The organism is Flammeovirga kamogawensis, from assembly GCF_018736065.1.
GTDB classification, from domain to species: Bacteria; Bacteroidota; Bacteroidia; order Cytophagales; family Flammeovirgaceae; genus Flammeovirga; species Flammeovirga kamogawensis.
Genome location: NZ_CP076128.1, coordinates 1,580,857 through 1,605,461, shown reverse-complemented (window position 1 = coordinate 1,605,461; position 24,605 = coordinate 1,580,857). Strand labels below are relative to the sequence as shown.

At 32.5% G+C, this 24,605-nt stretch carries 20 protein-coding genes; 13 read left to right on the top strand and 7 right to left on the bottom strand.

Annotation, left to right across the window (positions count from 1 at the left end; translation table 11 throughout):
* Positions 1–5: 5 nt before the first annotated feature.
* Positions 6–1,169, top strand: a complete 1,164-nt coding sequence (locus tag KM029_RS06280; RefSeq protein ID WP_144072454.1) for a DUF4249 family protein — start codon at positions 6–8, stop codon at positions 1,167–1,169.
* 163 nt (positions 1,170–1,332) lie between these two features.
* Here the strand turns inward: KM029_RS06280 and KM029_RS06275 are convergent, their stop codons facing one another.
* Positions 1,333–1,494, bottom strand: coding sequence for a hypothetical protein (locus tag KM029_RS06275; protein WP_158630976.1), 162 nt, complete (start codon positions 1,492–1,494; stop codon positions 1,333–1,335).
* 325 nt (positions 1,495–1,819) lie between these two features.
* On the opposite strand from KM029_RS06275, the gene KM029_RS06270 reads away from it, so the two are divergent.
* The 10 genes from KM029_RS06270 to KM029_RS06225 all read left to right on the top strand — a co-directional run bounded on the left by KM029_RS06270 (position 1,820) and on the right by KM029_RS06225 (position 13,281).
* Positions 1,820–3,382, top strand: a complete 1,563-nt coding sequence (locus tag KM029_RS06270; RefSeq protein ID WP_144072453.1) for an arylsulfatase — start codon at positions 1,820–1,822, stop codon at positions 3,380–3,382.
* 357 nt (positions 3,383–3,739) lie between these two features.
* Entirely contained in the window at positions 3,740–5,308 is a 1,569-nt protein-coding gene (locus KM029_RS06265) for an arylsulfatase (protein ID WP_144072452.1), read from the top strand.
* 519 nt (positions 5,309–5,827) lie between these two features.
* Entirely contained in the window at positions 5,828–6,409 is a 582-nt protein-coding gene (locus KM029_RS06260; RefSeq protein ID WP_144072451.1) for a TetR/AcrR family transcriptional regulator, read from the top strand.
* A gap of 47 nt (positions 6,410–6,456) precedes the next feature.
* Entirely contained in the window at positions 6,457–6,921 is a 465-nt protein-coding gene (locus tag KM029_RS06255; RefSeq protein WP_144072450.1) for a DUF417 family protein, read from the top strand.
* Between the two features lie 51 nt (positions 6,922–6,972).
* On the top strand, positions 6,973–7,329 hold the full coding sequence (locus tag KM029_RS06250) for a carboxymuconolactone decarboxylase family protein (RefSeq protein ID WP_184679421.1): 357 nt from the start codon (positions 6,973–6,975) through the stop codon (positions 7,327–7,329).
* A 133-nt stretch (positions 7,330–7,462) separates the two neighbouring features.
* Positions 7,463–8,821: a glutamine synthetase family protein gene (locus tag KM029_RS06245; RefSeq protein ID WP_144072448.1), complete on the top strand. Its 1,359-nt coding sequence runs from the start codon at positions 7,463–7,465 to the stop codon at positions 8,819–8,821.
* 3 nt (positions 8,822–8,824) lie between these two features.
* Positions 8,825–9,976 carry an iron-containing alcohol dehydrogenase gene (locus KM029_RS06240; protein ID WP_144072447.1) on the top strand — a complete coding sequence of 384 codons (1,152 nt, stop codon included), beginning with the start codon at positions 8,825–8,827 and terminating at the stop codon, positions 9,974–9,976.
* Between the two features lies 1 nt (position 9,977).
* Positions 9,978–10,715 carry a gamma-glutamyl-gamma-aminobutyrate hydrolase family protein gene (locus tag KM029_RS06235; RefSeq protein WP_144072446.1) on the top strand — a complete coding sequence of 246 codons (738 nt, stop codon included), beginning with the start codon at positions 9,978–9,980 and terminating at the stop codon, positions 10,713–10,715.
* Positions 10,716–10,720: 5 nt separating this feature from the next.
* Entirely contained in the window at positions 10,721–12,088 is a 1,368-nt protein-coding gene (locus KM029_RS06230) for an aldehyde dehydrogenase family protein (protein WP_144072445.1), read from the top strand.
* 11 nt (positions 12,089–12,099) lie between these two features.
* Positions 12,100–13,281 (top strand): bifunctional alpha/beta hydrolase/OsmC family protein, encoded by a 1,182-nt coding sequence (locus KM029_RS06225; protein ID WP_144072444.1) that lies wholly within the window; start codon positions 12,100–12,102, stop codon positions 13,279–13,281.
* A gap of 71 nt (positions 13,282–13,352) precedes the next feature.
* On the opposite strand, the gene KM029_RS06220 is transcribed toward KM029_RS06225, so the two are convergent.
* Together KM029_RS06220 and KM029_RS06215 are read right to left on the bottom strand one after the other, a co-directional pair.
* On the bottom strand, positions 13,353–13,982 hold the full coding sequence (locus tag KM029_RS06220; protein WP_144072443.1) for an NAD(P)H-dependent oxidoreductase: 630 nt from the start codon (positions 13,980–13,982) through the stop codon (positions 13,353–13,355).
* A 90-nt stretch (positions 13,983–14,072) separates the two neighbouring features.
* Positions 14,073–15,191 (bottom strand): DUF819 family protein, encoded by a 1,119-nt coding sequence (locus KM029_RS06215; protein WP_144072442.1) that lies wholly within the window; start codon positions 15,189–15,191, stop codon positions 14,073–14,075.
* Between the two features lie 241 nt (positions 15,192–15,432).
* Here KM029_RS06215 and KM029_RS06210 point away from each other — a divergent pair, with 241 nt between their 5' ends.
* On the top strand, positions 15,433–15,882 hold the full coding sequence (locus tag KM029_RS06210) for a hypothetical protein (protein ID WP_144072441.1): 450 nt from the start codon (positions 15,433–15,435) through the stop codon (positions 15,880–15,882).
* A 54-nt stretch (positions 15,883–15,936) separates the two neighbouring features.
* Here KM029_RS06210 and KM029_RS06205 read toward each other — a convergent pair whose 3' ends face one another.
* From KM029_RS06205 to gltX, 4 genes are all read right to left on the bottom strand, one after another.
* Positions 15,937–18,783, bottom strand: coding sequence for a glycosyl hydrolase family 18 protein (locus tag KM029_RS06205; RefSeq protein ID WP_144072440.1), 2,847 nt, complete (start codon positions 18,781–18,783; stop codon positions 15,937–15,939).
* A 244-nt stretch (positions 18,784–19,027) separates the two neighbouring features.
* Positions 19,028–19,213: a hypothetical protein gene (locus KM029_RS06200; RefSeq protein WP_144072439.1), complete on the bottom strand. Its 186-nt coding sequence runs from the start codon at positions 19,211–19,213 to the stop codon at positions 19,028–19,030.
* Between the two features lie 623 nt (positions 19,214–19,836).
* Positions 19,837–21,528: a glutamine--tRNA ligase/YqeY domain fusion protein gene (locus KM029_RS06195; protein WP_144072438.1), complete on the bottom strand. Its 1,692-nt coding sequence runs from the start codon at positions 21,526–21,528 to the stop codon at positions 19,837–19,839.
* Between the two features lie 44 nt (positions 21,529–21,572).
* On the bottom strand, positions 21,573–23,117 hold the full coding sequence (gene gltX, locus KM029_RS06190; protein WP_144072437.1) for a glutamate--tRNA ligase: 1,545 nt from the start codon (positions 23,115–23,117) through the stop codon (positions 21,573–21,575).
* Positions 23,118–23,404: 287 nt separating this feature from the next.
* Here gltX and KM029_RS06185 point away from each other — a divergent pair, with 287 nt between their 5' ends.
* Positions 23,405–24,565, top strand: coding sequence for a hypothetical protein (locus tag KM029_RS06185; protein WP_184679420.1), 1,161 nt, complete (start codon positions 23,405–23,407; stop codon positions 24,563–24,565).
* Positions 24,566–24,605: the final 40 nt, after the last annotated feature.

The following is a 24,605-nucleotide window of genomic DNA, read 5'->3' as shown; positions in this document are numbered from 1 at the left end:
AAATCATGTTTAAAAAAATAATATATATAATTCTAGGTGTTATTGTTTTCTCATGTGAAACAGTTGAAGAAGTTTATGATATCGATCTTCTAAATGGAGAAAACAAAAAGCAATTAACGGGAATCTACTCTTCTTTATCTCCAAATAATAAATTTATTAATGTTGTAATAGAAAAAACAGCTCCCTTGTATACAAATCAGGTTATCAATAATTCGTTACGTGTAAAAAATGCAAATGTATATATAGTACATGAGCAAGATTCCATACGTCTTAATTTTATCCCAGAAAATGATAGGTACTTGGTAGATGAACATCTTACAGAATTAAAAGCAGATAGCTATTATCTAGAGAGTAGAGTTTTTCCAATTATAAAAGGTGAAAAGTATAGAATATCAGCTTTTATAGATGGTAAATATATTTATGGCGAAACTACTGTTCCATTAAATACAATAACTATAAAAAATTACTCAGTGAATGTATATAATGATGATGGTGCAACTATTTATAATACCAAAATGAATTTAGTAAAACCATCTAATTTTACAGGATATCTTTCGCTATTTGCCTTTACTGGGTACTCTTTCAATAATAGTAATTATATAGGGTTTGATTATGGTGAATTAGATAACGGGTCTAAGCTTGATTTGAAAGTAGAAGACTTTAATGATGTGGATAGTGTTGTTTATAGCTTACACACATCAGATGTTCATTTTTATAAATACCACAAAGATGCAATGAGTTTTGGAGGTTCTTCTGGAGAACAAAATAATAAGAATATTTACAGTAATGTACACAATGGTGTAGGCTATGTAGGGAGCTATACAAGTGATAAAAAAGTATATTACCCGAATACTTCAGGAACAGAGAGCAAGTATTATAACCAATATTTTGCCATTAAAAATAAACAGAACATAAGAGTAAAATTGCTAAAAGGTGATCAGGCTATAATCGAAATTTTAGAGAATGGACAATTAGATATCATTGATGGCACTTTCTATTTATTAGAAGAGAATGGCGAAATGAAAGCAACAATTGAATATACAGTAAATCAAATTTCAATTAATATAAACGATTGTTCTTATCAACAAACTAAAAATGTTAATGGACAGGTTTTAGAACTGAAGACAGATGATTTAGTAAAATCTAATTCATTAAATACTTGTTTTTAGGTTGAGTTGTAATGATCAATAAAAAAGCGATAGACTAAGTAAAGTTTATCGCTTTTTTAATTACTCAAAAAATAAAATAAAATCATTGACATTATAATTTTTGAATGCATTACTATCGGTTATTTCAAATCCAATAATTTGATTTATCCCAATAATTCATTTTTTATTCGTGATCAATAATTTCTTCTCCTTTTATAGAAAACAAGACTTTCTTTTTTAGAGGAGTACTTATTTCCTCATCAAAGTTTTTTGCTTTTTGTTCTTCTTGATATTCTTGGTAACCCCAGCAGTTTGGGCAGTCTATTACTTGTTCTTGATTATTCATGTTCAATAGATTAAGTTAATAATTAATTTATAATTCAAAGGTAATGCGAACAGCTGGTAATTGTAAATTGAAATTTTCTATGCTTGTATTGTATTTAGTTATAGATAAGTTATTTGTAATGTTGTTGATGAAATTAACTTATTAAATTTTATTTATAAAATGCAGTTAATCAATTATTAAATGTGTTAAATTAAAAATATAGTTAGAGATTAAACCAAATTTATTTCTAATATTTGTATCAACAAAACGGTAGAAGCCTGATCAACTTCAACTGATAAAAATGAGATAACTAGAATGTCTTTAAAAGACAAAATACAAATTAGAAATGAGAAAAGTTTTACTAACAATTTCAGTCTTATTAATGACTGCCGGAGCAATGTTCGCTCAAAAATCTAAGAAAAATAAAAAGCCAAATATTTTGGTAATTATGGGTGATGATGTTGGATACGGAAACATCAGTATTTACAATAATAAAATGTTGGCATACCAAACTCCAAACATTGATGGTATTGGTGAAAAAGGGGTGACATTAACTTCACAATATGCACAACAATCTTGTACTGCAGGACGTGCTGCTTTCATTACAGGACAATCGCCATTAAGAACAGGTTTATCTACTATTGGTATGCCAGGTTCTAAAATTGGTATTCAAAAAGAAGATCCTACAATTGCAGAAATTTTAAAACCATTAGGTTATACATCTGGTCAATTTGGTAAAAACCATTTAGGCGATAGAGATGAATTCTTGCCTACAAACCATGGTTTTGATGAGTTTTTTGGTAACCTTTACCACTTAAATGCAGAAGAGGAGCCAGAAGATCCTGCTTACCCTACAGATCCTGCATTCAAGAAAAAATATGGCCCTAGAGGTGTTATTCATTCTTATGCAGACGGACGTATCTCTGATACAGGTCCTTTAAATAAGAAGAGAATGGAGACTGTAGATGGAGAATTTATGAATGCTTCTATCAACTTCATGGAGAAAGCTGTAAACGAAGATAAACCATTCTTTGTTTGGTTTAACTCCACTCGTATGCACGTATTTACACACCTTACAGAAGAATCTAAGAAATTAGTAAACAAGTACGGTTTATACGGTGCTGGAATGAAAGAATTAGATGATCAGGTGGGTACCTTATTAAATAAATTAGAAGAATTAGGCGTTGCAGAAAATACAATTGTTATTTTCACTACAGATAATGGTGTTGAAAAAATGACATGGCCTGACGGTGGTATTTCTCCATTCCGTGGCGAGAAAGGATCTACTTGGGAAGGTGGTGTTCGTGTACCATTTGTAATCAAATACCCTAACGGAATTAAAAATACAGGACGTAAATTAAATGGTATTGTTTCTCATGAAGATATGATGCCTACATTATATGCAGCAGTAACTGGAAAAGATGATTTAAAGGAAACTTTAAAGACTAAAGGTTACAAAGGTGATGAGCAAACTTATAAAGTACATTTAGATGGTTATAACCAATGGGATTACTTTACAGGTAAAGAAGAGAAATCGAGAAGAGATACTTTCTTCTATGTTGCAGATAATGGTATGATCCAAGCAATGCGTTGGGATGATTGGAAAATCCACTTTATTGTTCAAGAAGGTGAAGGTCCAGATATGTGGTTCTCAGGTCATAGATTTGCTCTTTCATGGCCAAAGATCTATAACTTAGCACAAGATCCTTATGAATCAGCTGATCATTCTGGAATGTACTTAAAATGGTACGGACAAAAAATGTGGTTATTTGTTCCTGCTAAAGAAAAATTAGGCGAATTCTTTATGAGTTTTAAAGAGTTTCCTCCTCGCCAAAGACCAGAATTATTAAGCCCTGGTAAAATGCAAGAGATGTTATATCAAATGATGGATAGAACACCAAAGAACTAATTTGAGTGTATTTTAGATAGTATCATTTGCAACCCCTTATATGTGAATACATATAAGGGGTTTTTATGTTTAATATCAATCTATATACATTTTGGTATTATTCTGATTTATTAAAAGTTGCTTTTTACTCTTGATGTTTCATTCTAATTGCTGAATTTAATATCAAAAAGCGATTACTTAATATCATAAAAAGTCTAAAATTACTTATTGTGATTTAACAACTTTAAATATTTAGTTTGATATGAAACAAAAAACATCAAGTGGCGTTTTCATTATATATAACTTATTAAGATGTTCTATTAAATAAGTATTACATTTTAAAAAATAAGTGATTATTAAATTAAAAATGATATAATAATGAACAAAAAATTAATTACAGTTGGTTTCTTACTGATGACGTCATTGGGTGCTTTTGCTCAAAAAAGCAAGACAAAAGATAGACCGAATATATTAGTAATTATGGGTGATGACATTGGGTATGGGAACGTTAGTACATACAATAATGGCATGCTTGCTTATCAAACTCCAAATATTGACGAAATAGGTAAAGAAGGTGTTGTTTTAACTTCAGAGTATGGTCAACAATCTTGTACTGCAGGTAGAGCAGCTTTCATTACAGGTCAATCACCATTAAGAACGGGTTTAACTACTATTGGTATGCCAGGTTCTAAAATAGGATTACAAGATGAAGATGCAACAATTGCTGAACTATTAAAACCTTACGGTTATGCCACAGGTCAATTTGGTAAAAACCATTTAGGCGATAGAGACGAGTTCTTACCAACAAATCATGGTTTTGATGAATTTTACGGTAACCTTTATCATTTAAATGCTGAGGAAGAGCCAGAAGACCCTGCTTACCCTACAGACCCGGCATTCAAGAAAAAATATGGTCCTAGAGGAGTAATTCATTCTTATGCTGATGGACATATTTCTGATACGGGTCCTTTAACAAAAAAGCGAATGGAAGATGTAGATGAGGATTTCTTACAAGCTTCTGAAAGATTCATGACACAAGCAGTTAAAGATGATAAACCTTTCTTTGTTTGGTTTAACTCTACTCGTATGCACGCATTTACTCACTTAAATGATAAATACAAACAGTATCTTCATGATTACGGTTTATACGGTGCAGGTATGAAAGAACTTGATGATAATGTTGGTTTATTATTAAATAAATTAGAAGAATTAGGTGTTGCAGAAAATACAATTGTTATTTTCACTACAGATAATGGTGTTGAAAAAATGACATGGCCTGACGGTGGTATTTCTCCATTCCGTGGTGAGAAAGGATCTACTTGGGAAGGTGGTGTTCGTGTACCATTTGTCATTAGATATCCAAAAGGAATCAAAAACACAGGACGTAGATTAAACGGTATTGTTTCTCATGAAGATATGATGCCTACATTGTACGCAGCAGCAACTGGTGATACTAAGTTGGTTGAAAAAATGAAAGAAGGGATGACAGTTGGTGATAAAACATTCAAATTACATTTAGATGGTTATAATCAATGGGATTACTTCACTGGTAAATCAGAAAAATCAGCAAGAGATACTTTCTTCTATGTTGCAGACAATGGTATGGTACAAGCAATGCGTTGGAATGATTGGAAAATTCACTTTGTAATCCAAGAAGGCGAAGGTCCAGATATGTGGTTCTCAGGTCACAGATTTGAAGTTTCATGGCCTAAGATTTACAATTTAGCTCAAGATCCATACGAAGCAGCAGATCACTCTGGAATGTACTTAAAATGGTACGGTCAAAAAATGTGGTTATTTGTTCCAGCAAAACAAATGTTAGGTCAGTTCTTTATGAGTTTTAAAGACTTCCCTCCACGTCAGCGTCCAGAAACATTATCTCCTGGTAAAATGCAAGAAATGTTATACCAAATGATGGATAAAGGAGCTGCAAAAGCGGGTGAATAATCTTAAATAAAAAATAGAGAAGAAGTCTCTTTTTCAGTAATGGAAGAGAGACTTCTTTCATGTATTTAAACTTACATGTATTTTATTGTGTATTATTTACATTTGTAAAAATGTATTTTAATGATTCTTATTACGTAAGGATGCTTTTAATGAAAAAATAAATTATTTTAATGCTTCAATTATTCAAAAAATCAAGGGCTTTTATGAGTAAATCAAAAATCTATTACATCGCATTTTTTATATCACTATTAGGAGTGATACTTTTTTCATATGTTCTCACGCCCCATTACCCACATTTAGAGAAGTTGAATATCTTTATCCAATTTATTTTTATTTGTAACTGTTTCATTCTCCCTTTTAAAATTTACCAAGAAAATAGAAATCAAGAAGATTCTAATTACGAATATTAGAATAGTTTCTCTTATTTTAAACCGGTCAGTCAAAAATACTTTGATTTATATTTGACTTGTTGGTCAAAAACATTACTTTTGCCCCATAATAAAAATCTAAATTTTTAATATGGCAGGTAGACCAAAAATATTTAAACAAGAAGAAGTATTAGATAAAACGATTCAGTTGTTTTGGGAAAACGGCTATGAAGCTACGAGTACAAACGATTTACTAAAAGAAGTAAATCTAAATAAAGGTAGCTTATATAATAGCTTTAAAAGTAAAAGAGAACTTTTTAAAGCGGGTTTACACGCATTAGAAGGGAAAGCACTTGATAATTTTGAGAAAGCATTAGCGGAAAGTGAAGATCCTATTCAAATAATAAAAAATATGTTTCTTGGTATTGCAGATGCTTCTTATTTAGCTAACTGTAAAGGATGTATTTTAGGAAATACAATTATTGAATTTATTGGTAAAGATGAGGAAATCAAAGAAATAGCTGTCGATTACTTATTAAAATTGGAAAACATCTTTACGATTTACATCAGAAAAGCAAAATTAGAAGGTAAAATTATAGGAACACAAAGTCCTGAATTTCTAGCAAAACATCTGATTAATTTTTGGAATGGAATAAACGTTACTCGAAGGGTTTATCAAAACAAACAAGATCTATTAGACATCATTAATTACAACCTAAATTTTATAAAATAGCTGTTCATAAGTACCTCTTATGTATAACTAAATAAACAATTACTTTCATGGAAAATCAATCATTAATGTTTCAAAAAATTGGAGCAAACATCAGTCGTTACGGTTTAGTACTTATACTACTTTGGTATGGAGTATTTAAATTTACAGCTACTGAAGCCGAAGCTATTAAACCATTAATAGAAAATAGTCCTTTTTTTAACTGGATGCTTTCTGTTATGACACTTCAACAGGTGTCTAATTTTATTGGTATTACAGAAATAATAACAGCAATAGCTATAGCACTACGACCTCTATCTGCTAAATTAACAGCTTTAGGAAGTGCATTAGCAGTAGTTACTTTTATAGGAACTTTATCATTTTTATTTACCACTCCAGGAATGTTTAAAATGGTAGAATGGATGTACGTTCCAAATGGTTTTATTTTAAAAGATTTACTTCTTTTAGGCTTTAGTGTTTGGAGCTTGGGTGAAGCACTTTCTTCATTAAAAATTCAAGGAAATACTTTGACCTAAAAAAATATTCATCAAAATTAGCAATTATACACACCTACTAATTTTACCATTATGGATTTATTAAACGAATATAGAGAAAGAAGAGCCAGTCAGAATAAGAAAGTAATAGACAATGCAGATAAAGTAATTAAAAGAATTTATAGCCTTGATACTATTACTTATGCTGAAGGTGCTTTAGACGAAAAAACAAAAGAAATCATCGGTTTAACAACATCTCTTGTTTTACGTTGTGATGATTGTGTAAAATATCATTTAGAAAAATGTGTAGAGTTAGGATATTCTAAAGCACAAATTATTGAAGGTATGGGTGTAGCTAACGTAGTTGGTGGTACAATTGTAATTCCTCATTTAAGAAGAGCTGTAGAATACTTAGATGCTTTATTTAAAGAAATAGAAGAACAGAAATAAGTTGCATTTTTCTTATAATGGCCTACAATTTTTGAATTGTAGGCTTTTTTTGTTTGTGGGATTTCCGTTTTACAGCAAAAAACTCTAATTTATATAGATAAACTCTCTTATTGTTCTAGACGACTAACCTTATATGACCAAACAAGAAATTATTGATCTACTTGAAGATAGTAGACATACAAAAGTAAAAGTTGCTATTGTAGATATTGACGGAGTCCTCCGTGGAAAATACATGCACATCAATAAATTTATCTCTTCTCTTGATAGTGGATTTGGATTTTGTGATGTTGTTTTTGGTTGGGATATGGCCGATGAATCTTATGATAATGTTAAAGTAACAGGTTGGCATACAGGTTATCCAGATGCTCCTGCTAGGATAGATGTAAATACTTTTAGACAAGTTCCTTGGGAAGATGATGTTCCTTTTTTCTTAGCTGATTTTAGCAGAGAAAATAAAGACGAAGAAACTGTAGGACCTAGAGCTTTACTCAAAAGAATAAATACTAAAGCAAATGATTTAGGTTTTGCTCCACTCTTTTCTCAGGAATTTGAGTGGTTTAATTTTAAGCAGACAACTACAGAATTACATGAAAAAGACTTCAATAATATAAAACCACTTACAGAAGGAATGTTTGGGTATTCTATTTTAAGAGCATCCGAAAATAGCGATTTCTTTCATGCATTGTTTGATATGATGGAAGATTTTAAAGTCCCTTTAGAAGGTCTACATACAGAAACAGGACCAGGAGTTTATGAAGCAGCAATTCAATATAGTGATATTGTTGAAGCCGCAGATAGAGCAACCTTATTTAAATCTTCTGCAAAAGAGATTGGTTATAAACATGGTATAATAGCTAGTTTTATGGCTAAACAGAACATGAAATTACCTGGCTGTAGTGGCCATGTTCATCAAAGTTTATGGAATATTGATAAAACACAAAACTTATTTTATGATGCTGATAAAGAAGATAATATCAGTGATATAATGCAATCTTATATTGCTGGACAATTGCATTGTTTACCGTTTATGCTTCCTATGTTGGCTCCTACTATCAATAGTTATAAAAGGTTAGTAGAAGGGGCTTGGGCGCCAACAACCTTAACCTGGGCAGTTGATAATAGAACAACAGCATTAAGGGCATTACCTCATGGTAAAAAATCTGCTAGATTAGAAACAAGAGTAGTGGGTTCTGATGTTAATCCATATTTGGCAATGTCAGCCTGTTTAGCTGCTGGATTGTATGGAATAGAAAACAAATTAAAGCTAGATACCCCCAAAACAATTGGAAATGGTTATGAAGATTTTAAAAATGGAACTTTACCTTCTAATCTTTGGGATGCAACGCAGAAAATGAAAAACTCTTCTCTAATGAAGGATTTATTTGGTGAAGAATTCGTAGAACATTTCACACTGTCAAGAGAGTGGGAGTGGAAACAATTTATGAATCATGTTACTGATTGGGAAACAAAAAGATATTTTGAAATAATATAAGATATGTTAGACATTCACGCTACTTACACCTATAACTTTCCTACAACAATACGTTTTGGAATTGGAGTTGTCAAAGAATTAGGACCTTATCTAAAAGAACATAACCTGTCAAGACCGTTGTTAGTGACGGATGAATTAGTTTTTGGATTGCCATTCTTTAAAAACATTATTGCAGATTTAGAGAGAGAAGGAATTTCACCTGCCGTTTTTTACGATATGCATAAAAATCCGCTAAAATCTGATGTTTTAAAAGGAGGAGATGCCTACCACGGACATGAGTGTGATGCTGTTATTGGAATTGGTGGAGGTGTAGCAATGGATGTTGCAAGAGCAATTGTTTTACGTGTAAACCACACAAGAGACCTTTTTGATTATGATGATTTAATTGGTGGAGATAAATATGTAACAGAAGAAGTTCCTCACTTTATAACAGTTCCAACTACTTCAGGAACGGGAAGTGAAGTTGGTAGAAGTGCCATTATTTCTGATGATGAAACAAGGCAAAAGAAAATTTTATTTTCACCCAAACTGTTGGCTAAAATTGTGTTTGCAGATCCAATGTTAACACTTGATTTACCTCCTTTTGTTACTGCAGCAACCGGCATGGATGCATTAACGCATAACATGGAAGCTTATTTATCAAGAGGGTTTAACCCCATGTGTGATGGTATAGCAATTTCTGGAATGAGATTAATAGGTACTTCAATTGTGCAAGCTACAAAAGAGCCAAATATGTTTTCTCGTTCAAAAATGATGATTGGTTCACTGATGGGAGCTGTCGCTTTTCAGAAGGGCTTAGGTATTGTGCATAGTTTAGCACATCCATTATCTTCTCTTTTAGATACACATCATGGCTTGGCAAATGCTATTTGTTTACCTCATGGTTTAAAGTTTAATTATCAAGGGTTTGAAGATAAATACAACTTTATGGCGTATTCAATGAACCTAGGGACCAACCAAGGAAAGAATCTTGTAGACCATATAGAAATTTTAAATCAGCAACTAGGCTTGCCAGATTCCTTGTCTCAAATTGGAGTAAAGGAAGAACATATAAAACCACTTGCAGCATTGGCAGTAAAAGATTTCTGTTTGCCAAGTAACCCTAAAATAGTGACTGAAGAGGAGTTTGAGCAAATCTATAGAAATGCATTATAAGATGATAAAAATAGGTATTACTCCAAGCTTCATGTATCCTGATAGTAATAGAGCAGTATACGGTCCGAAATCGTTAACTTATGTGGAAAACGACATGATGACTTACATTGCTCGAAAAGGTATATTACCTGTTTTACTACCAGATATTGATAAACCATTATTGAAGGATATTCTAGATGAAATGCAAGGTTTTATTTTGCAGGGAGGAGTAGATTTAGCTCCTGAATCGTATGGAGAAAAACCTATAGGGCAATGGAAAGGAGATAAATATAGAGATGATTATGAATTACAAATTATTGATTATGCCATTAAAAATGATAAACCAATATTTGGAATATGCAGGGGGTTTCAGTTGATGAATGTTTATTTTGGAGGAACATTATATCAAGATACTTTAACTCAAAAAGAAGGAGTTAATAACCATCGTTCTGCAGAGCTATATGATACTATTAAACACCCTTTGGTCATTAAAGAGTCTTCTTTTTTAGCTTCATTGTATCCAAATAATTCCAATCCATATGTAAATACAATTCATCATCAATCGGTAAAAGAGCTCGGAACAGGTTTAGACGTTTGGGCTACTTCTGATGATGGACTGGTAGAAGCATTTGGTTATAACGGGAAATCAGAAGGAATGGTAATGGCAGTACAATGGCACCCAGAATTTTCTAAAACATTAGGAAGTCAAATCTTAGATCCTAATCCACTTTACGATACTTTCTTATCACATATAAAATAACATCTATGGACATTATTAACCCTGCAAATGATTCAATAATAACCTCAATAACAGAAGATTCGATTGAAGTTCTTTCAGATAAAATAGATCATTTACGACTTGGTCAAAAAGATTGGGCAATACAGACAGTAAAACATAGGTTGGAGTGTATCGTTCGTTTTGGAGAATTAGTTCTTGAAAATGTAAATGAATTGGCTACTATTTTGACTGAAGAAACAGGTAAGCCTATTCAACAATCAATTAATGAAATAAAGGGAGCACAAAATAGGATTGAGCATTTAAAATTAAATGCAGAAAAGTGGTTAGCAGAAGAAGTTATTGAAGGTTTAGAAACAACATACGAGAAAATTATTTATGAACCATTAGGTGTGATATGTAATATCTCAGCATGGAACTTTCCTTATAATGTAGGTTATAATGTTTTCTTATATGCTTTAGTTGCAGGGAATGCTGTGGCTTATAAACCATCAGAATATGCTACTTTAACAGGATTACAATTTCAAAAGTTGTTGTATGAAGCAGGTGTTCCAGAAAACGTTTTCCATTGTATTATTGGAGGAGCAGAGGTTGGAGAATATCTATTAGAAAGTGATTTTGATGGTTACTTTTTTACAGGATCTCATAAAACAGGTCAGTACATTGCTAAGAAGGTAGCACATAAATTAGTACCTGTACAATTAGAACTAGGTGGAAAAGATCCTTTGTATGTAATGGAAGATGTTGCTGATGTTAAAATAGCAGCTATTAATGCAGCAGAAGGTGCTTTTTATAATAATGGACAAAGTTGCTGTGCTCTTGAACGTATTTATGTTCATGCTGCTATTTATGATGAATTTGTAAAAGAATTAGTTAAAGAAGTGAATAATTATAAAATGGGTGATCCTTTAGATAAAGAGACTTTTATAGGACCTTTAACTAGAAAAGCACAATTACCCATTTTACAGCATCAGGTAGAAGATGCATTAACCAAAGGTGGTGTATTAATGACAGGTGGCACAGAAGTTAATAACAGTGGTAATTATTTTGAACCAACTGTTTTTAAAGATGCTAATCATGAAATGAAACTGATGCGAGAAGAATCTTTTGGACCAATAATAGGTATTCAAAAAGTGAATAATGACGAACAGGCTATAGATTTGATGAAAGACTCAGAATATGGCTTAACTTCGGCAGTGTTTTCAACAAGTAGAACGAGAGCAGATCATGTTTTTGATCAAATGAACTCAGGTACAGTATATTGGAATTGCTGCGATAGAGTTAGTCCAAATGTACCTTGGTCAGGTCGGAAAAATTCTGGACTTGGAGCAACTTTATCAGTACAAGGAATTAGAGCATTTACGCTGCCTAAGGCGTATCATTGGAGAGAAGTATAAATAAACCTATTATGTCATTTTCAATTATAAATTTTAAGAACAACCAAGGCGATGTTTTAGTTGCCTCGTTGTCATTACCCGCAGATGAAAAACCTCACGCATACGCATTATTTGCACACTGCTTCTTCTCGTCATTAGAAGAAACAACAGTTGTAAATAGTATCGTTAGAGAGCTAAACCAAAAAGGAATAGCTGTTTTTAGTTTAGATATTACGGGTTACTCTCAGCAAAACCCAGGATATGCAGCAAGTATAGAAGATATTCTTTCTGCCTCTGATTATATGGCTGAAAACCTTAAATCTCCACAATTATTAATAGGACATTCTTTAGCAGGAAGTGCTGCAATTTTATTAGCAAATAGAATTGCTTCTGTAGATGCAATTGTAACTATAAGTGCTTTTGCTAAAGTAAAAAGTATTGAGAAAGTAGCAGATGTTGAAGGAGATTATGCCAATGTTCATCTTTTGGTAAAAGAGTTTAAAGTAAAATCTAGTTTTATCAATCAAATATCATCTCCTAATTATGCTGATATCATTCATAAAATTAAACTGCCAATTTTGATTTTTCACTCTCCATTTGATGCAGTTGTAGACATAAAAAATGCAGAGAAAATTTATAAAAATGCCTTTCACCCTAAGAGCTTTATTTCTTTAGATAATGCAAATCATTTTTTGTCAACACCTAAAAATGGTCAGTATGTAGGGAATATGATTGGCAGCTGGGCAGAAAGATATGTTGAAATGGAGTTAGAAGACCCATTGGAGACACAATACCAAACAGCTGTAAGGATTGGAACAACTAAATATGTTACAGAAGTAAAGGCTGGAGTACATCATCAGATTGCAGATGAGCCAATAAAAGATGGAGGGAAAGATTTAGGTCCTAACCCGTATCAGTTTTTATTGGCAGGACTTGGGGCTTGCACAGCCATGACATTGAGAATGTATGCAAACCATAAAAAATGGAATTTAGACGAAGTGACTGTCCATTTAAATCATGAAAATGAATATTTAAAGGATGCAGAAAATGCCAATAAGCGTACTGCTAAAATTGATAACTTATACCGTCATATTCAAGTCAAAGGAGATCTTACAGAAAAGCAACGAGAACGCTTGTTAGAAATAGCAAATAAATGTCCTGTACATAGAACATTAGAGAATAATCCAGTTATTCACACAGAGTTACTTGATTAATCATTAGAATTTAAGCAAAAAAAAAGAGGTTGATTATCATAAATAATCAACCTCTTTTTTTTACCTAAAACTTATAGTTTCACAACTACTTCGTCTAATGGTTTACGGTATTTTGCTAAATGTTGGTAGCCATCATCTTCCGCTCTGTAACCGATTGGCAAGATAACTGTACTTTTTAAACCAAGTTTATCAAAACCTAAAACTTCATCATATTTTTCTGGTACAAAACCTTCCATTGGTGTACTATCAACTTTTAAGTCTGCACATGCCGCTAAAAGAGAGCCTAATACAATGTAAGCTTGTTTTGAATTCCATATATCTTTTACCTCATCAGGAAGAGAGTTAACTGTATTCAACATCATTCCTCTGTAATCTGCAATTGCTTCTTCTGGTAAATTTCTTGCAGCTTTAACATTGTCTGCAAAAGTATTTACGTGATCTGCTGTTAAATTAGCTTCGCGAGCAATTACGATTAAATGTGAAGCGTCTACAACTTGTTTTTGTCCCCAAGAGTGAGCTAATAATTCTTCGCGTAATTCTTTCGTTTCTACAACAACTAATTTCCAAGGCTGTAAACCATAAGATGATGCTGATAAATTACCAGCTTCTAAAATTGTGTTTAACGTTGTCTCGTCAACCTTTTTTGATGCATCAAATTTCTTTGTTGCATATCTCCATTTGAGTGAATCTAATAATGCCATTTCTATATGTGTTTAAACAAATTATGTTCAAATGTATAAATATCTAATTAAACATCAAATGTTTTTAGAGGTTTCTGAAAAAAAATTAGATTATAAATAAATTATCCAAAGTGAAAGGGCTTTTCCTATGATGATTCCCCAGTAATTTGCAATTGCGTATCCTAATGTACCGGCGGTCATTCCTGATAGTATTGCTTTCTTATTGTTAATTGCTTTTGCAATAGGTCCTACAAATGCAGGTCCGTAAAGGCAAGCTGTAGATGTAATTAAAAAAGTGTCTACATCAACTTTAAATAGTTTGCAAAGAAGAAGGTGAATAAATATACCAGTAAACATTACAATAGAAACAAAGCCAATATATAGTGTTCCAGAATCTAATAAACTTTCAAAATTAGACATACTTCCTAACCCAATACAAAATAAGAGAACAAAATATTCTCCCACTAAAAAGCTTCCTTTAATAGATCTGATTGAAGTATTTAAAGAAGCAACTAAGCTTAAGGTTGTTACACCTAATATAATGAATATTTCATTCATTGCACCAAATAAAAGAAGGGAAGTTCCAATACAAGCACCTAATATTATTAGTATTACTCCAATGCTTGATATTATTGATTTTGGTGTAGGTCCTTCTAAGGCTTTTATTTTTAAATCCTCGTTACTGATTGTGTTAGTATCAGCTGTTGGTAATACATATCCAAATATTTTTTTAGCTATGGTTAGGAGTACTAGCATCCAAATACCACCAATTATCATATCTGCAGTATTCATTAAAATGAAAGCCTCATCTTTTACCTCTAATGCTAACCCAATAGCAGACATATTTGGTGTTCCTCCAGTATATAAGCCTATGGACATACCTGCCAAAAACGGAGCACTAGGGAGTACATCATTAAATAAAAGGAAGGCGAATATTGCCCCAATTGTTATGGCAAATAGACAGAGAAAGAAAGACAATATTGTTTTTTCTGCACTTTTAATCCATTGTTTAATATTAGATGATAATAAAAGTAAGCCGATTGAAAGTGGTACGGCAACTTCGACAATAGTTTTAGAAACTTCTGTATCTATAATTAGAGAACTGTTTCCTAAAAAAATACCAAGTGCATAGGCTAGAATTACAGTACCTATATTTTCTATCCACGAAAATCTTTTTGCACCCCAATTTAGAAGTAGAGGTGCTAATATCATTACAAATGCCTGTAGCATACTAGTTTGTTTTAAGTTCGATCAAAAATAGTTATTCTACTATTGATTTAAAGTTGATTTTTCTGTCAAATCTATCTTCAAAGGTAGTAGTTAACGAACTAATATGCTATCAGAATATAAATTGTACAAAAAGAGCTTTTTGTAAGATACAGCAATGATCTTTTCTTAAAGGCTTTAATATTGGTTATAAAATGATGATCTTTTATAATAGTAAATCAAATTGTTTAACTCACACAACACTATGGCATCGAGTAGATCGGATATTTTAAAATTTACAATCTCTACTTTACAAAAATCAATTGATGATATTCAGCTGCATGAAGAAAGCTCTTTAAAATCATCTACTTCGGACAATGATACAAAATTATACGAAGACAATGTAGAGGAAGAAGTTACCAATATTACAATTGGAAGTTATAGCTTAGATCGGTTAGCAGATTCAATTCAGACCCTCAAAAAATTCGAAGAAGTAGATGACTCCAAGAGTGATATTAGAATGGGTACTGTTTTCGAAACTGATAAATTGATCTTGATTATGGGATGTAATTTTCCTCCAATTTTTTACAATGGAAAACAATTGGTTGGGATAGATAAAGATGCTCCAATCTATAAATTCTTAACAGGTAAAAAAGAAGGAGAGGTAGTAAGGGTAGGTCCTACTTTAACTAAAATAAAATTAGTACATCAATAACAAAAACCCACCTTATGAAGGTGGGTTTTTAAGATTTACTGTGTGTTATTCTACTTATTTTTTGATCACTCTAAAAACTTTTTGCTCGCTATTAGTGTGAACTTTTATGAGATAAATACCGCTAGTTAGTTGTTGAGTTGGAACTGTGAATTTTTGTGTTCCGTTAATTAAAGCTGTGCTGTGATGTTTACCAATTAAGGTTCCATTTGTGTTATATATAAAAGCATCAATATCTTCGTCTACTTTTAAACTGATAGAGATATTGAAAGAATTTTCGAATGGATTAGGGTAAAGTTGCCCAATCTCACCTTTCAATTCTTCCTCAAGGTCAGTGTCTATCAATCTTGCATTTGATCCGTTAAAGAAAGTATCATAACTCTCAGCGTATTCATATGCAGTTGTTTTATCCCAGTTGATAGACCATGTCATCATTCCTCTTAAATCTGGGTAACCATTACTATTGATGAGTGTATAAGCTCCGCCAAATGGTACACCATTAACAAGGTAATTTAAGGCTTTTTGGACTTCAGTTGGTGTTGTGTATCCACCAGCAGGAGCAGCTGGTTTATTAGCAGGTAAACCTAAAGCAACTTGATCTTCTCTAAAGGCAGGGAAAAATCCTGCTGTACTTTTTGTTTCAAAACCTTGTAATAACATTTCTGTCATTGCAACAATAAAATCTGCTGTTCCTTGCGTATATGCTTTCCCATCTAAGGCTCCAAGACTACCAGTATTGTAAAGCTGAACATGTACATAATCTAATTGTTCTCTTAATGTGTGTAGAATAGGAAGGTATCCACCCCATGCTCCACCATAAGCAGTTTGTCCACCTTGAACATACGCAGTCTCAGGAGCAGAGGTTAATAAAAAAGACGGACCAAAATGAGCTTTAATTTCTTGCATTCCTTGAATGAAGTTCAAAATTCTTGGTGTAGTTGGGTTTGTGAAATCTGTATCACCGGCATTTAATGTAAGAGATGAACCTTCTAAGTCAATATCAACTCCATCAAAACCATATGTGTCGCAAAGAGAAATCATTGAATTGACAAATTTTTGCTGCTCTTCATCATTATCTAAATGTACTACTCCATTTGCTCCACCAAGAGATAAAATAACCTTCTTACCTTGACTTTGAAGTAAAGCAACATCCTCTTTAAATTCCTGTCTTGATCTATCAGTTGGCTCGTTTTGGAAATTATAGATGTCTACAGGATCAAAAATCATAGTATTATCAACATCTCTAATTTTTGGCTCGGCAAATGCAATACAAATTACATTATATCTATCGTCTACATCTTTTAATCTAATGTAGGGGCAACTAGATAAATTCCAATTGTGCCAATATCCTACTAATACTTTATCTGTAAATGCTAAATTTTCTATTATTGATATAGATGATGTTGCTGTAGTTGTTAACCCTTCATTATCTGTAACAGTAGTGGTTATCGTATAATTGCCAAAAGAAGATGGTGTCCAATTGGCTGTATTTGATGAGTAACTCATTCCACCTACTTCTATTAAAGTTGAGACAATTGTTCCATCAATATCAGAAGCATTTACTACAATTTCTACTGCCGATAAACTCGCTTGTTTAATAGTAGTGCCATTAGCTGGTGTAATTGATGTAATCACTGGATTTTGTGGACCAGTTGGTTCTTCAATAGTTAATAAATAATCTGAAGAGTTAGACTTTCCTTTATCATCAACTGCTTGGATTGAAACAGTATAGGTGCCATATGTAGAAGGTGTCCATGATGTTGTATAAATATCACTTACACCTTCAGCAGTTAAGGTATTTCCATCAACAGAAAATGTAGCTGTAATATTGTCACCTTCAGCATCAATAATGGTAGCTGTTAATGTTTGTGGTATAAGTCCAATAACAGTAGTGTTTACGGTAGAAATTGAAGGAGCTGTATTAGTGTCAACGCAAGGTCCTAAAGCTCTCCAGAAATGATCTGCTTCGCCAGGAATAACATTGTATAAATTATCTACTTGAGCTTCGAACAAATCACCGTTAAACACAACAACATCATTGGTATTGTATACATTTGGGTAGGGTCCATATTCAGGAGATGAGCAACCACTATCCACTTTTTCCTCTATTGTTACTGAAGATGTTGTTGTAGATGTTAGGCCATCGTTATCCATTACCGTAACTGTAATTTCAAAAGTCCCAAATGCAGAAGGAGTCCAATTTGCTGAATTAGTAGTAAATGATTTTCCATCTACTTCTATTAATATAGATTCTATTGTACCATCAGCGTCAGCACTTGAAGTAGTAATATTTACTAATTGTAGTGATGTTTGTTGAATTACTTCGTTGTTAGCAGGAGATGTTATTTGAACGGTTGGAGGAACAGGTTCGTTCGAAGTGATAGTAATACTTCTTGATGTTGTAGAGGTTGCTCCTTTATCATCAGTAGCTGTAGCAGTAATTGTGAAATCTCCAGCTTTTGTAGGCGTCCAATTTGCTGTTGTTGAAGCAAATGAGTTACCATCAATATCAATTACTGTATTGGCTATTGTTCCATCATCATCAGTAGCTACAATTGAAATTGTAATTGATGTTGTTTCTTCCAAGACATAACTTGCATTGTTTTCTGGAGCAGTAAAAGAAACTGTTGGAGCTAAGTTGTTATCACATTCTCCTAGGGCTTCCCAAGGTCCCCATTGTGTCTCAGGGTTTTCTCCTTTTGTCCACCATTTATTACGGTAAAGTACACCGTTATAGGTTACTTTAGTGCCGTTTACGTTGTAGGTAGTTGTGGAGTTCCATTCAGGAATGCCGTCACAAGCGGAAGTAGCAAATGAAGTAGAAATGTACTTCGAAGCTTGTGTGTTGTTTACAAAAAGTAAACATACGCACAGTAATAAAGGTAGTAGTTGTACAATTTTCATAAGTGTAGTAGTGCTGTTTTAAAATGTCTTCATATACTATCGTTTAAAAAAACGGAATGAAGGTTTATTTCACTAAACAAAGAAAAATTGTAATGTTTTCAATTCAAGAAAGGGGGGCAAATAGAGGTACAATGTTGTACAAATAGGGGTACAAGAAAACCTTAGTTTAAAAATAAAAGGGGTACAAAAGTTTGTGAGAATTGGTTTTATAGTCTTTATATAAGAGAAAATTCAGGGGTACAACTTAAGATTTTTTCAGTTTTCTAGACTGATATGTAAGTGCACGTAAAGCCGCTATTTTTTCATGTAAATGCATGTACTCTTGATCAAGAATATGCAGTTCATTTTCTAAAGATTTACTCTCAGATAAATTCTTTTTAATTTTTGATACAAGAATATCAATTTGATTTGATTCAGTATAGTTTGCCATATATAAACAGTATTAATTATGTATTTGACTACCAATCGGTGAACAATAATGAAACAACTGAAGTCGATGAATGATTACAATATCTCGTTTAATATCTGTTAAATTGAGTGTGAATAGATTCAAACTTGACTTAAATCTAAAATGAGATATGTATAAAATCTTTTTTCTACTTCTTTTTATATCGATTAATTGTAGAGCACAATAAACTTTACCTCAAAAAGAGCAAAGTAAATATGTATCTATATCATCTCAAAACGATTTTTATCAGTATTGGTTGCAATCTGATAGAAATTTATAAATGGTATTCATGTTACTTGGGCTAGTAATATATTTGATAATAAGGTACAGATTGGGTTTTAATAGGTATGAAGAATTCTACTTATAAAGAGTTTAGCCTTTCAATAGGACACGCCTCAAAATACAGAACTTTATGAAGTAGGCTCATCAGATAGACCATATATATGGAACAAATTTCGTTATTATCGAGTAGTAGAAAATGATAATTATGGAGAATAAGAATCTATTTGGTTGGGGAGGGATTTCAATTTATTATGGACTATAAAAAATGGAGACCTTACAATTGTAAAGTCTCCATTAGTTCTATTTTCTTTATTTAAAGAAACTTATTTCTTCTTCGCCCAAGAATCTTTCAATCCAACAGTTTTATTGAAAATCATATTTTCAGGAGTAGATTCCTTATCTAAGATAAAGTAACCTAAACGTTGGAATTGGAAGTTATCTCCAGCCTTATTGTCTTTTAAAGATGGTTCAACTTTGCAACCTTCAATTACTTCTAAAGAGTTAGGATTTAAGAACTCTTTAAAATCTTTGTCTTTATCAGCATCTGGTGCTTCATCAGAGAACAAGCGATCATAAAGGTTTACTTTAGCATCTACAGCATGAGCTGCAGAAACCCAGTGTAATGTACCTTTTACTTTTCGTTTAGACTCTTCTGTACCGCTACCCGAACGAGAAAGTGGATCATAAGTACAGTGAATTTCTGTAACATTCCCCTCTTCATCTTTCACACAGCTTTCACCCTTAATAATATAGGCGTTCTTTAAACGAACTTCTTTACCAAGTGTTAAACGGAAGAATTTACGGTTTGCTTCTTCTTTAAAGTCATCTCTTTCGATATATAAAACTTTAGAGAAAGGTACTTTACGAGTACCAGAATTTTCATCCTCAGGATTATTTTCAGCTTCTAACCATTCTTCTGCACCTTCTTCGTAATTATCAATTACTAATTTGATAGGATCTAAAACTGCCATTACACGAGGAGCAGTTTTATTTAGATCTTGACGAACAGCAAATTCTAATAAAGATACGTCGATTACGTTATCACGTTTAGTAATACCAACTGTTTCTGCAAAGTTTCTGATAGAAGCAGGAGTATATCCTCTTCTTCTTAAGCCAGAAATTGTAGGCATACGTGGGTCATCCCATCCATTTACAACACCTTCTTCTACTAACTGTAAAAGTTTACGCTTAGACATAACAGTATAGTTAAGATTTAAGCGAGAGAATTCAGTTTGTTCAGGACGAACCTTATCTTTATCTGCAATTTGATCTAAGAACCAATTGTACAAAGGCCTGTGTACTTCAAATTCAGTTGTACATAAAGAGTTTGTAATTCCTTCTATGTAATCTGATTGCCCGTGTGCCCAGTCGTACATTGGATAAATATTCCAAGTAGTACCAGTTCTATGGTGAGCCTTTTTAATAATTCTATATAAGAAAGGATCACGAAGGTGCATGTTTGCGTTAGCCATATCAATTTTGGCTCTTAATACACGAGAACCTTCATCAAATTTGCCCTCTTTCATCCCTTCAAACAACTCTAAATTCTCCTCTACAGAACGTTCTCTAAATGGAGAGTTAGTACCAGGAGTAGTTGGAGTTCCTTTTTGAGAAGCAATGGTATTTGCATCTTGATCATCTACATAAGCTTTACCTTCTTTAATAAGTTGAATAGCCCATGCATACAATTGATCAAAATAATCGGATGTAAATTTAGGTTCACCAACCCAATTAAATCCTAACCATTCTATATCTGCCTTAATGGCATCTACATATTCTTGATCTTCTTTTGTAGGGTTAGTATCATCAAAACGAAGGTTAGTACCTGCGTTTTCAAATTCTTGAGATAACCCAAAGTTTAAGCAAATAGATTTTGCATGACCGATATGCAAGTAACCATTTGGTTCTGGTGGAAAACGGAATAAAAGTTCGCCTCCATTTTTATCAGACTTTACTTCTTCTGTGATTTTCTCACGAATAAAGTCCATTCTTTTTTCTATATTTTTTTCTTCCATTGTAATCAATTAGATCATTTGATTTAACATCAAACTTAGTGGAATTAATTTCCTTCTTTTAATTTACTGATCTCTTCAATTGCTACTTTGATTCTGTTAGCAACTTCCTCTTTTCCTAAGATTTCTTGCATAATCATCAAATCAGGACCTCCACCTTTACCAGAGATAGCCACTCTTAATGCAGGCATTACATGACCAATTTTCATTTCATGTTGTTCTAAAATACCCATGAAAATTGATTTAGCATCATCAGCAGTAAAGCTATCCGCATTTTCAATTGCAGCAGCATAATCAGTTAAGACAGCGACACCTTCAGGTTTCCACTTTTTCTTTACCGTTTTAGCATCGTAAGAAGTTGGCGCTTCGTAGAAGAAACGTCCATCTCTCCAAATTTCTTGAGGGAAAGTAACACGTTCTTTTAGTTGGTTACAAACCAAAGCAGCTTTTTCAGGAGTAGATTCCACACCATCTTTAGCCATATCAGCTAAAAGGTATTTTGCTAACTCAGCATCTGGCTTTTCTTTAAGGTATTGTTGGTTAAACCATTTAGCCTTATCGATATCAAATTTAGTACCTGCCTTAGTAACACGTTCCATAGTAAATTCAGCAATTAACTCTTCTAATGTAAAGAATTCACGCTCATCACCTGGGTTCCAACCTAAGAAAGATAAGAAGTTGATAAATGCATCTGCTAAGAAACCATCTTCTTTAAAACCTCTAGAAATATCGCCTGTAGCAGGGTCTTTCCATTCAAGAGGGAAAACAGCAAATCCCATCTTGTCACCATCACGCTTACTTAATTTACCATTACCATCAGGCTTAAGTAAAAGAGGTAAATGTGCAAAGCGAGGCATAGAATCTTCCCAACCTAAATATCTATATAATAATACATGAAGTGGTGCAGAAGGTAACCATTCTTCACCTCTAATTACGTGAGTGATTCCCATTAAATGGTCATCAACAACATTAGCTAGGTGATATGTAGGCATACCATCGGACTTCATCAAAATTTTATCATCAATAGTGTGTGAGTGAACCATAACCCAACCACGAACCATATCATTTAATCTAATTTCTTCTTTACGAGGAACTTTTAGACGAATAACATAGGGATCACCATTATCTAAACGTTTTTGAACTTCTTCAGCAGATAATGTTAATGAATTCGTCATTTGCATACGTGTCATAGAATTATATTGAGGTGTATTTACACGTGCTTGCTTTAAGCGTTCGCGCATTTCCTCTAATTCTTCTGAAGTATCAAAAGCATAATAAGCAAGGTCGTTTTTAACTAACTTGTCAGCATATTCTTTGTATATATCTTTTCTTTCAGACTGTCGGTATGGTCCACAGTCACCAGGGTTCCAAGGCGCTTCATCTGCAACGATTCCTGCCCATTCTAAACTCTGCTTAATATATTCTTCTGCACCCTCAACAAAACGGTTTTGGTCTGTATCCTCAATACGAACAAGGAAATCGCCACCATTATGTTTGGCAAATAGATAATTGAATAATGCTGTACGCACTCCACCAATGTGAAGTGGTCCTGTTGGACTAGGAGCAAAACGTACTCTTACTTTATTTTCCATCTTTTATATGTGTATGATATCAATATCTTTTTCAGTCTGCAAAGCTAATCAAATACTTGCATAAAAGTTTAGATTATAACGTTTAACTTTTAAGAATTTGAACGCTTTTAAATAACATTAGGCTTTCTTTTCTGATTATTTTATAAAAATTGTGTTTTTCTACATTTCAATAATATTTCTACCCTTAAGATTATTATAACTGAATTATTAAATCTAATTTCATTGTATAATTAAAAGATAACCCAAATAATAGTCCTAAAGAAGGACATCTATAGTATTAGCAGTATATGAAAAAACATGATTTTTCTTTCACAGGGGGAGGAGTAAATGGCTTAATAAATAAAATGTTTAAAGCAAAAGATTACTCTTCAAAATTCTCAATTCGTTTATCCGTTTTTCTTTTTATTGCAGTTTTTCCAATCGTTTTATTTAATGGAATTGATGGGACTCTTTTTGGGGGTGGTGATGCTGTAGCGTTATTCGATGATATTGAAATAATGAGTCGCCTATTTATTGTAATACCTTTTTTAATCTATATTGAGCAATATTTTGAAAGTCCTTTTAATAATTATATTAGTTACACTAAGTTATTGATTAATGATAAAGATAGACCTGCTTTAGATAAGAATCTAGATAAGTTTTCTAATGTAGTTCGCTCATCAATTCCAGAATTAATACTACTGTTATTGTTAGTTATTTCTACAGCAGTTTGGGCAAACGTAAGTGATTCTCAAGAGTCATCTTGGCTATATCAACACAATCAATTAGGAGCTTTAAAATTAAGTAAAAGTGGATGGTGGTTTGTATTTGTATCCATTCCTTTATATCAATTTTTATTTGTTAGATGGGTTTGGAGATGGCTTTTATGGATTACATCTTTGGTTATTTTTAATAGATATAGATGGGATATTCATGCAATGCATGGAGATAAGTTAGCCGGTTTAGAGTATTTAAATTTTGTACCTTTCTTTTTTGGGATATGTTCTGTGGCCATTGGAATTAATTTATCATCAATAATGTATAGTGATATTATTGATGGGTTAAAGACCTTGATGGATTATAAATTTATCATAATTGCATTTGCCATTATGGTGCCTTTAGTCTGTTTTTCTCCCTTATTAATTTTAGCTCCAAAGATTTCTAAATTACGTTCAGATACCATTTATAAATTTGGAATGTTGATTCAGAATCATCATAAATTCTTTGAAAAAAAATGGTTTGACAAACCTGAACAAGAAGTTAAAGAACTTTTAGGCAGTGCAGATCCATCATCAATGTGCGACATAAATGGGAGCTATGAATTTGTAAAAGGAATGAGTATTATACCTGTGGATACACGCTTACTTGTTGTATTAGCAACAATATTACTAGTTCCTTTTTTACCACTTTTAAGTACTATGTATTCGGTTAGAGAATTATTTCAATTATTAGTGAAATCTATGATATAAGTTGAGTAGTATTTTTAGAGTATATAGTACTACTGATGTA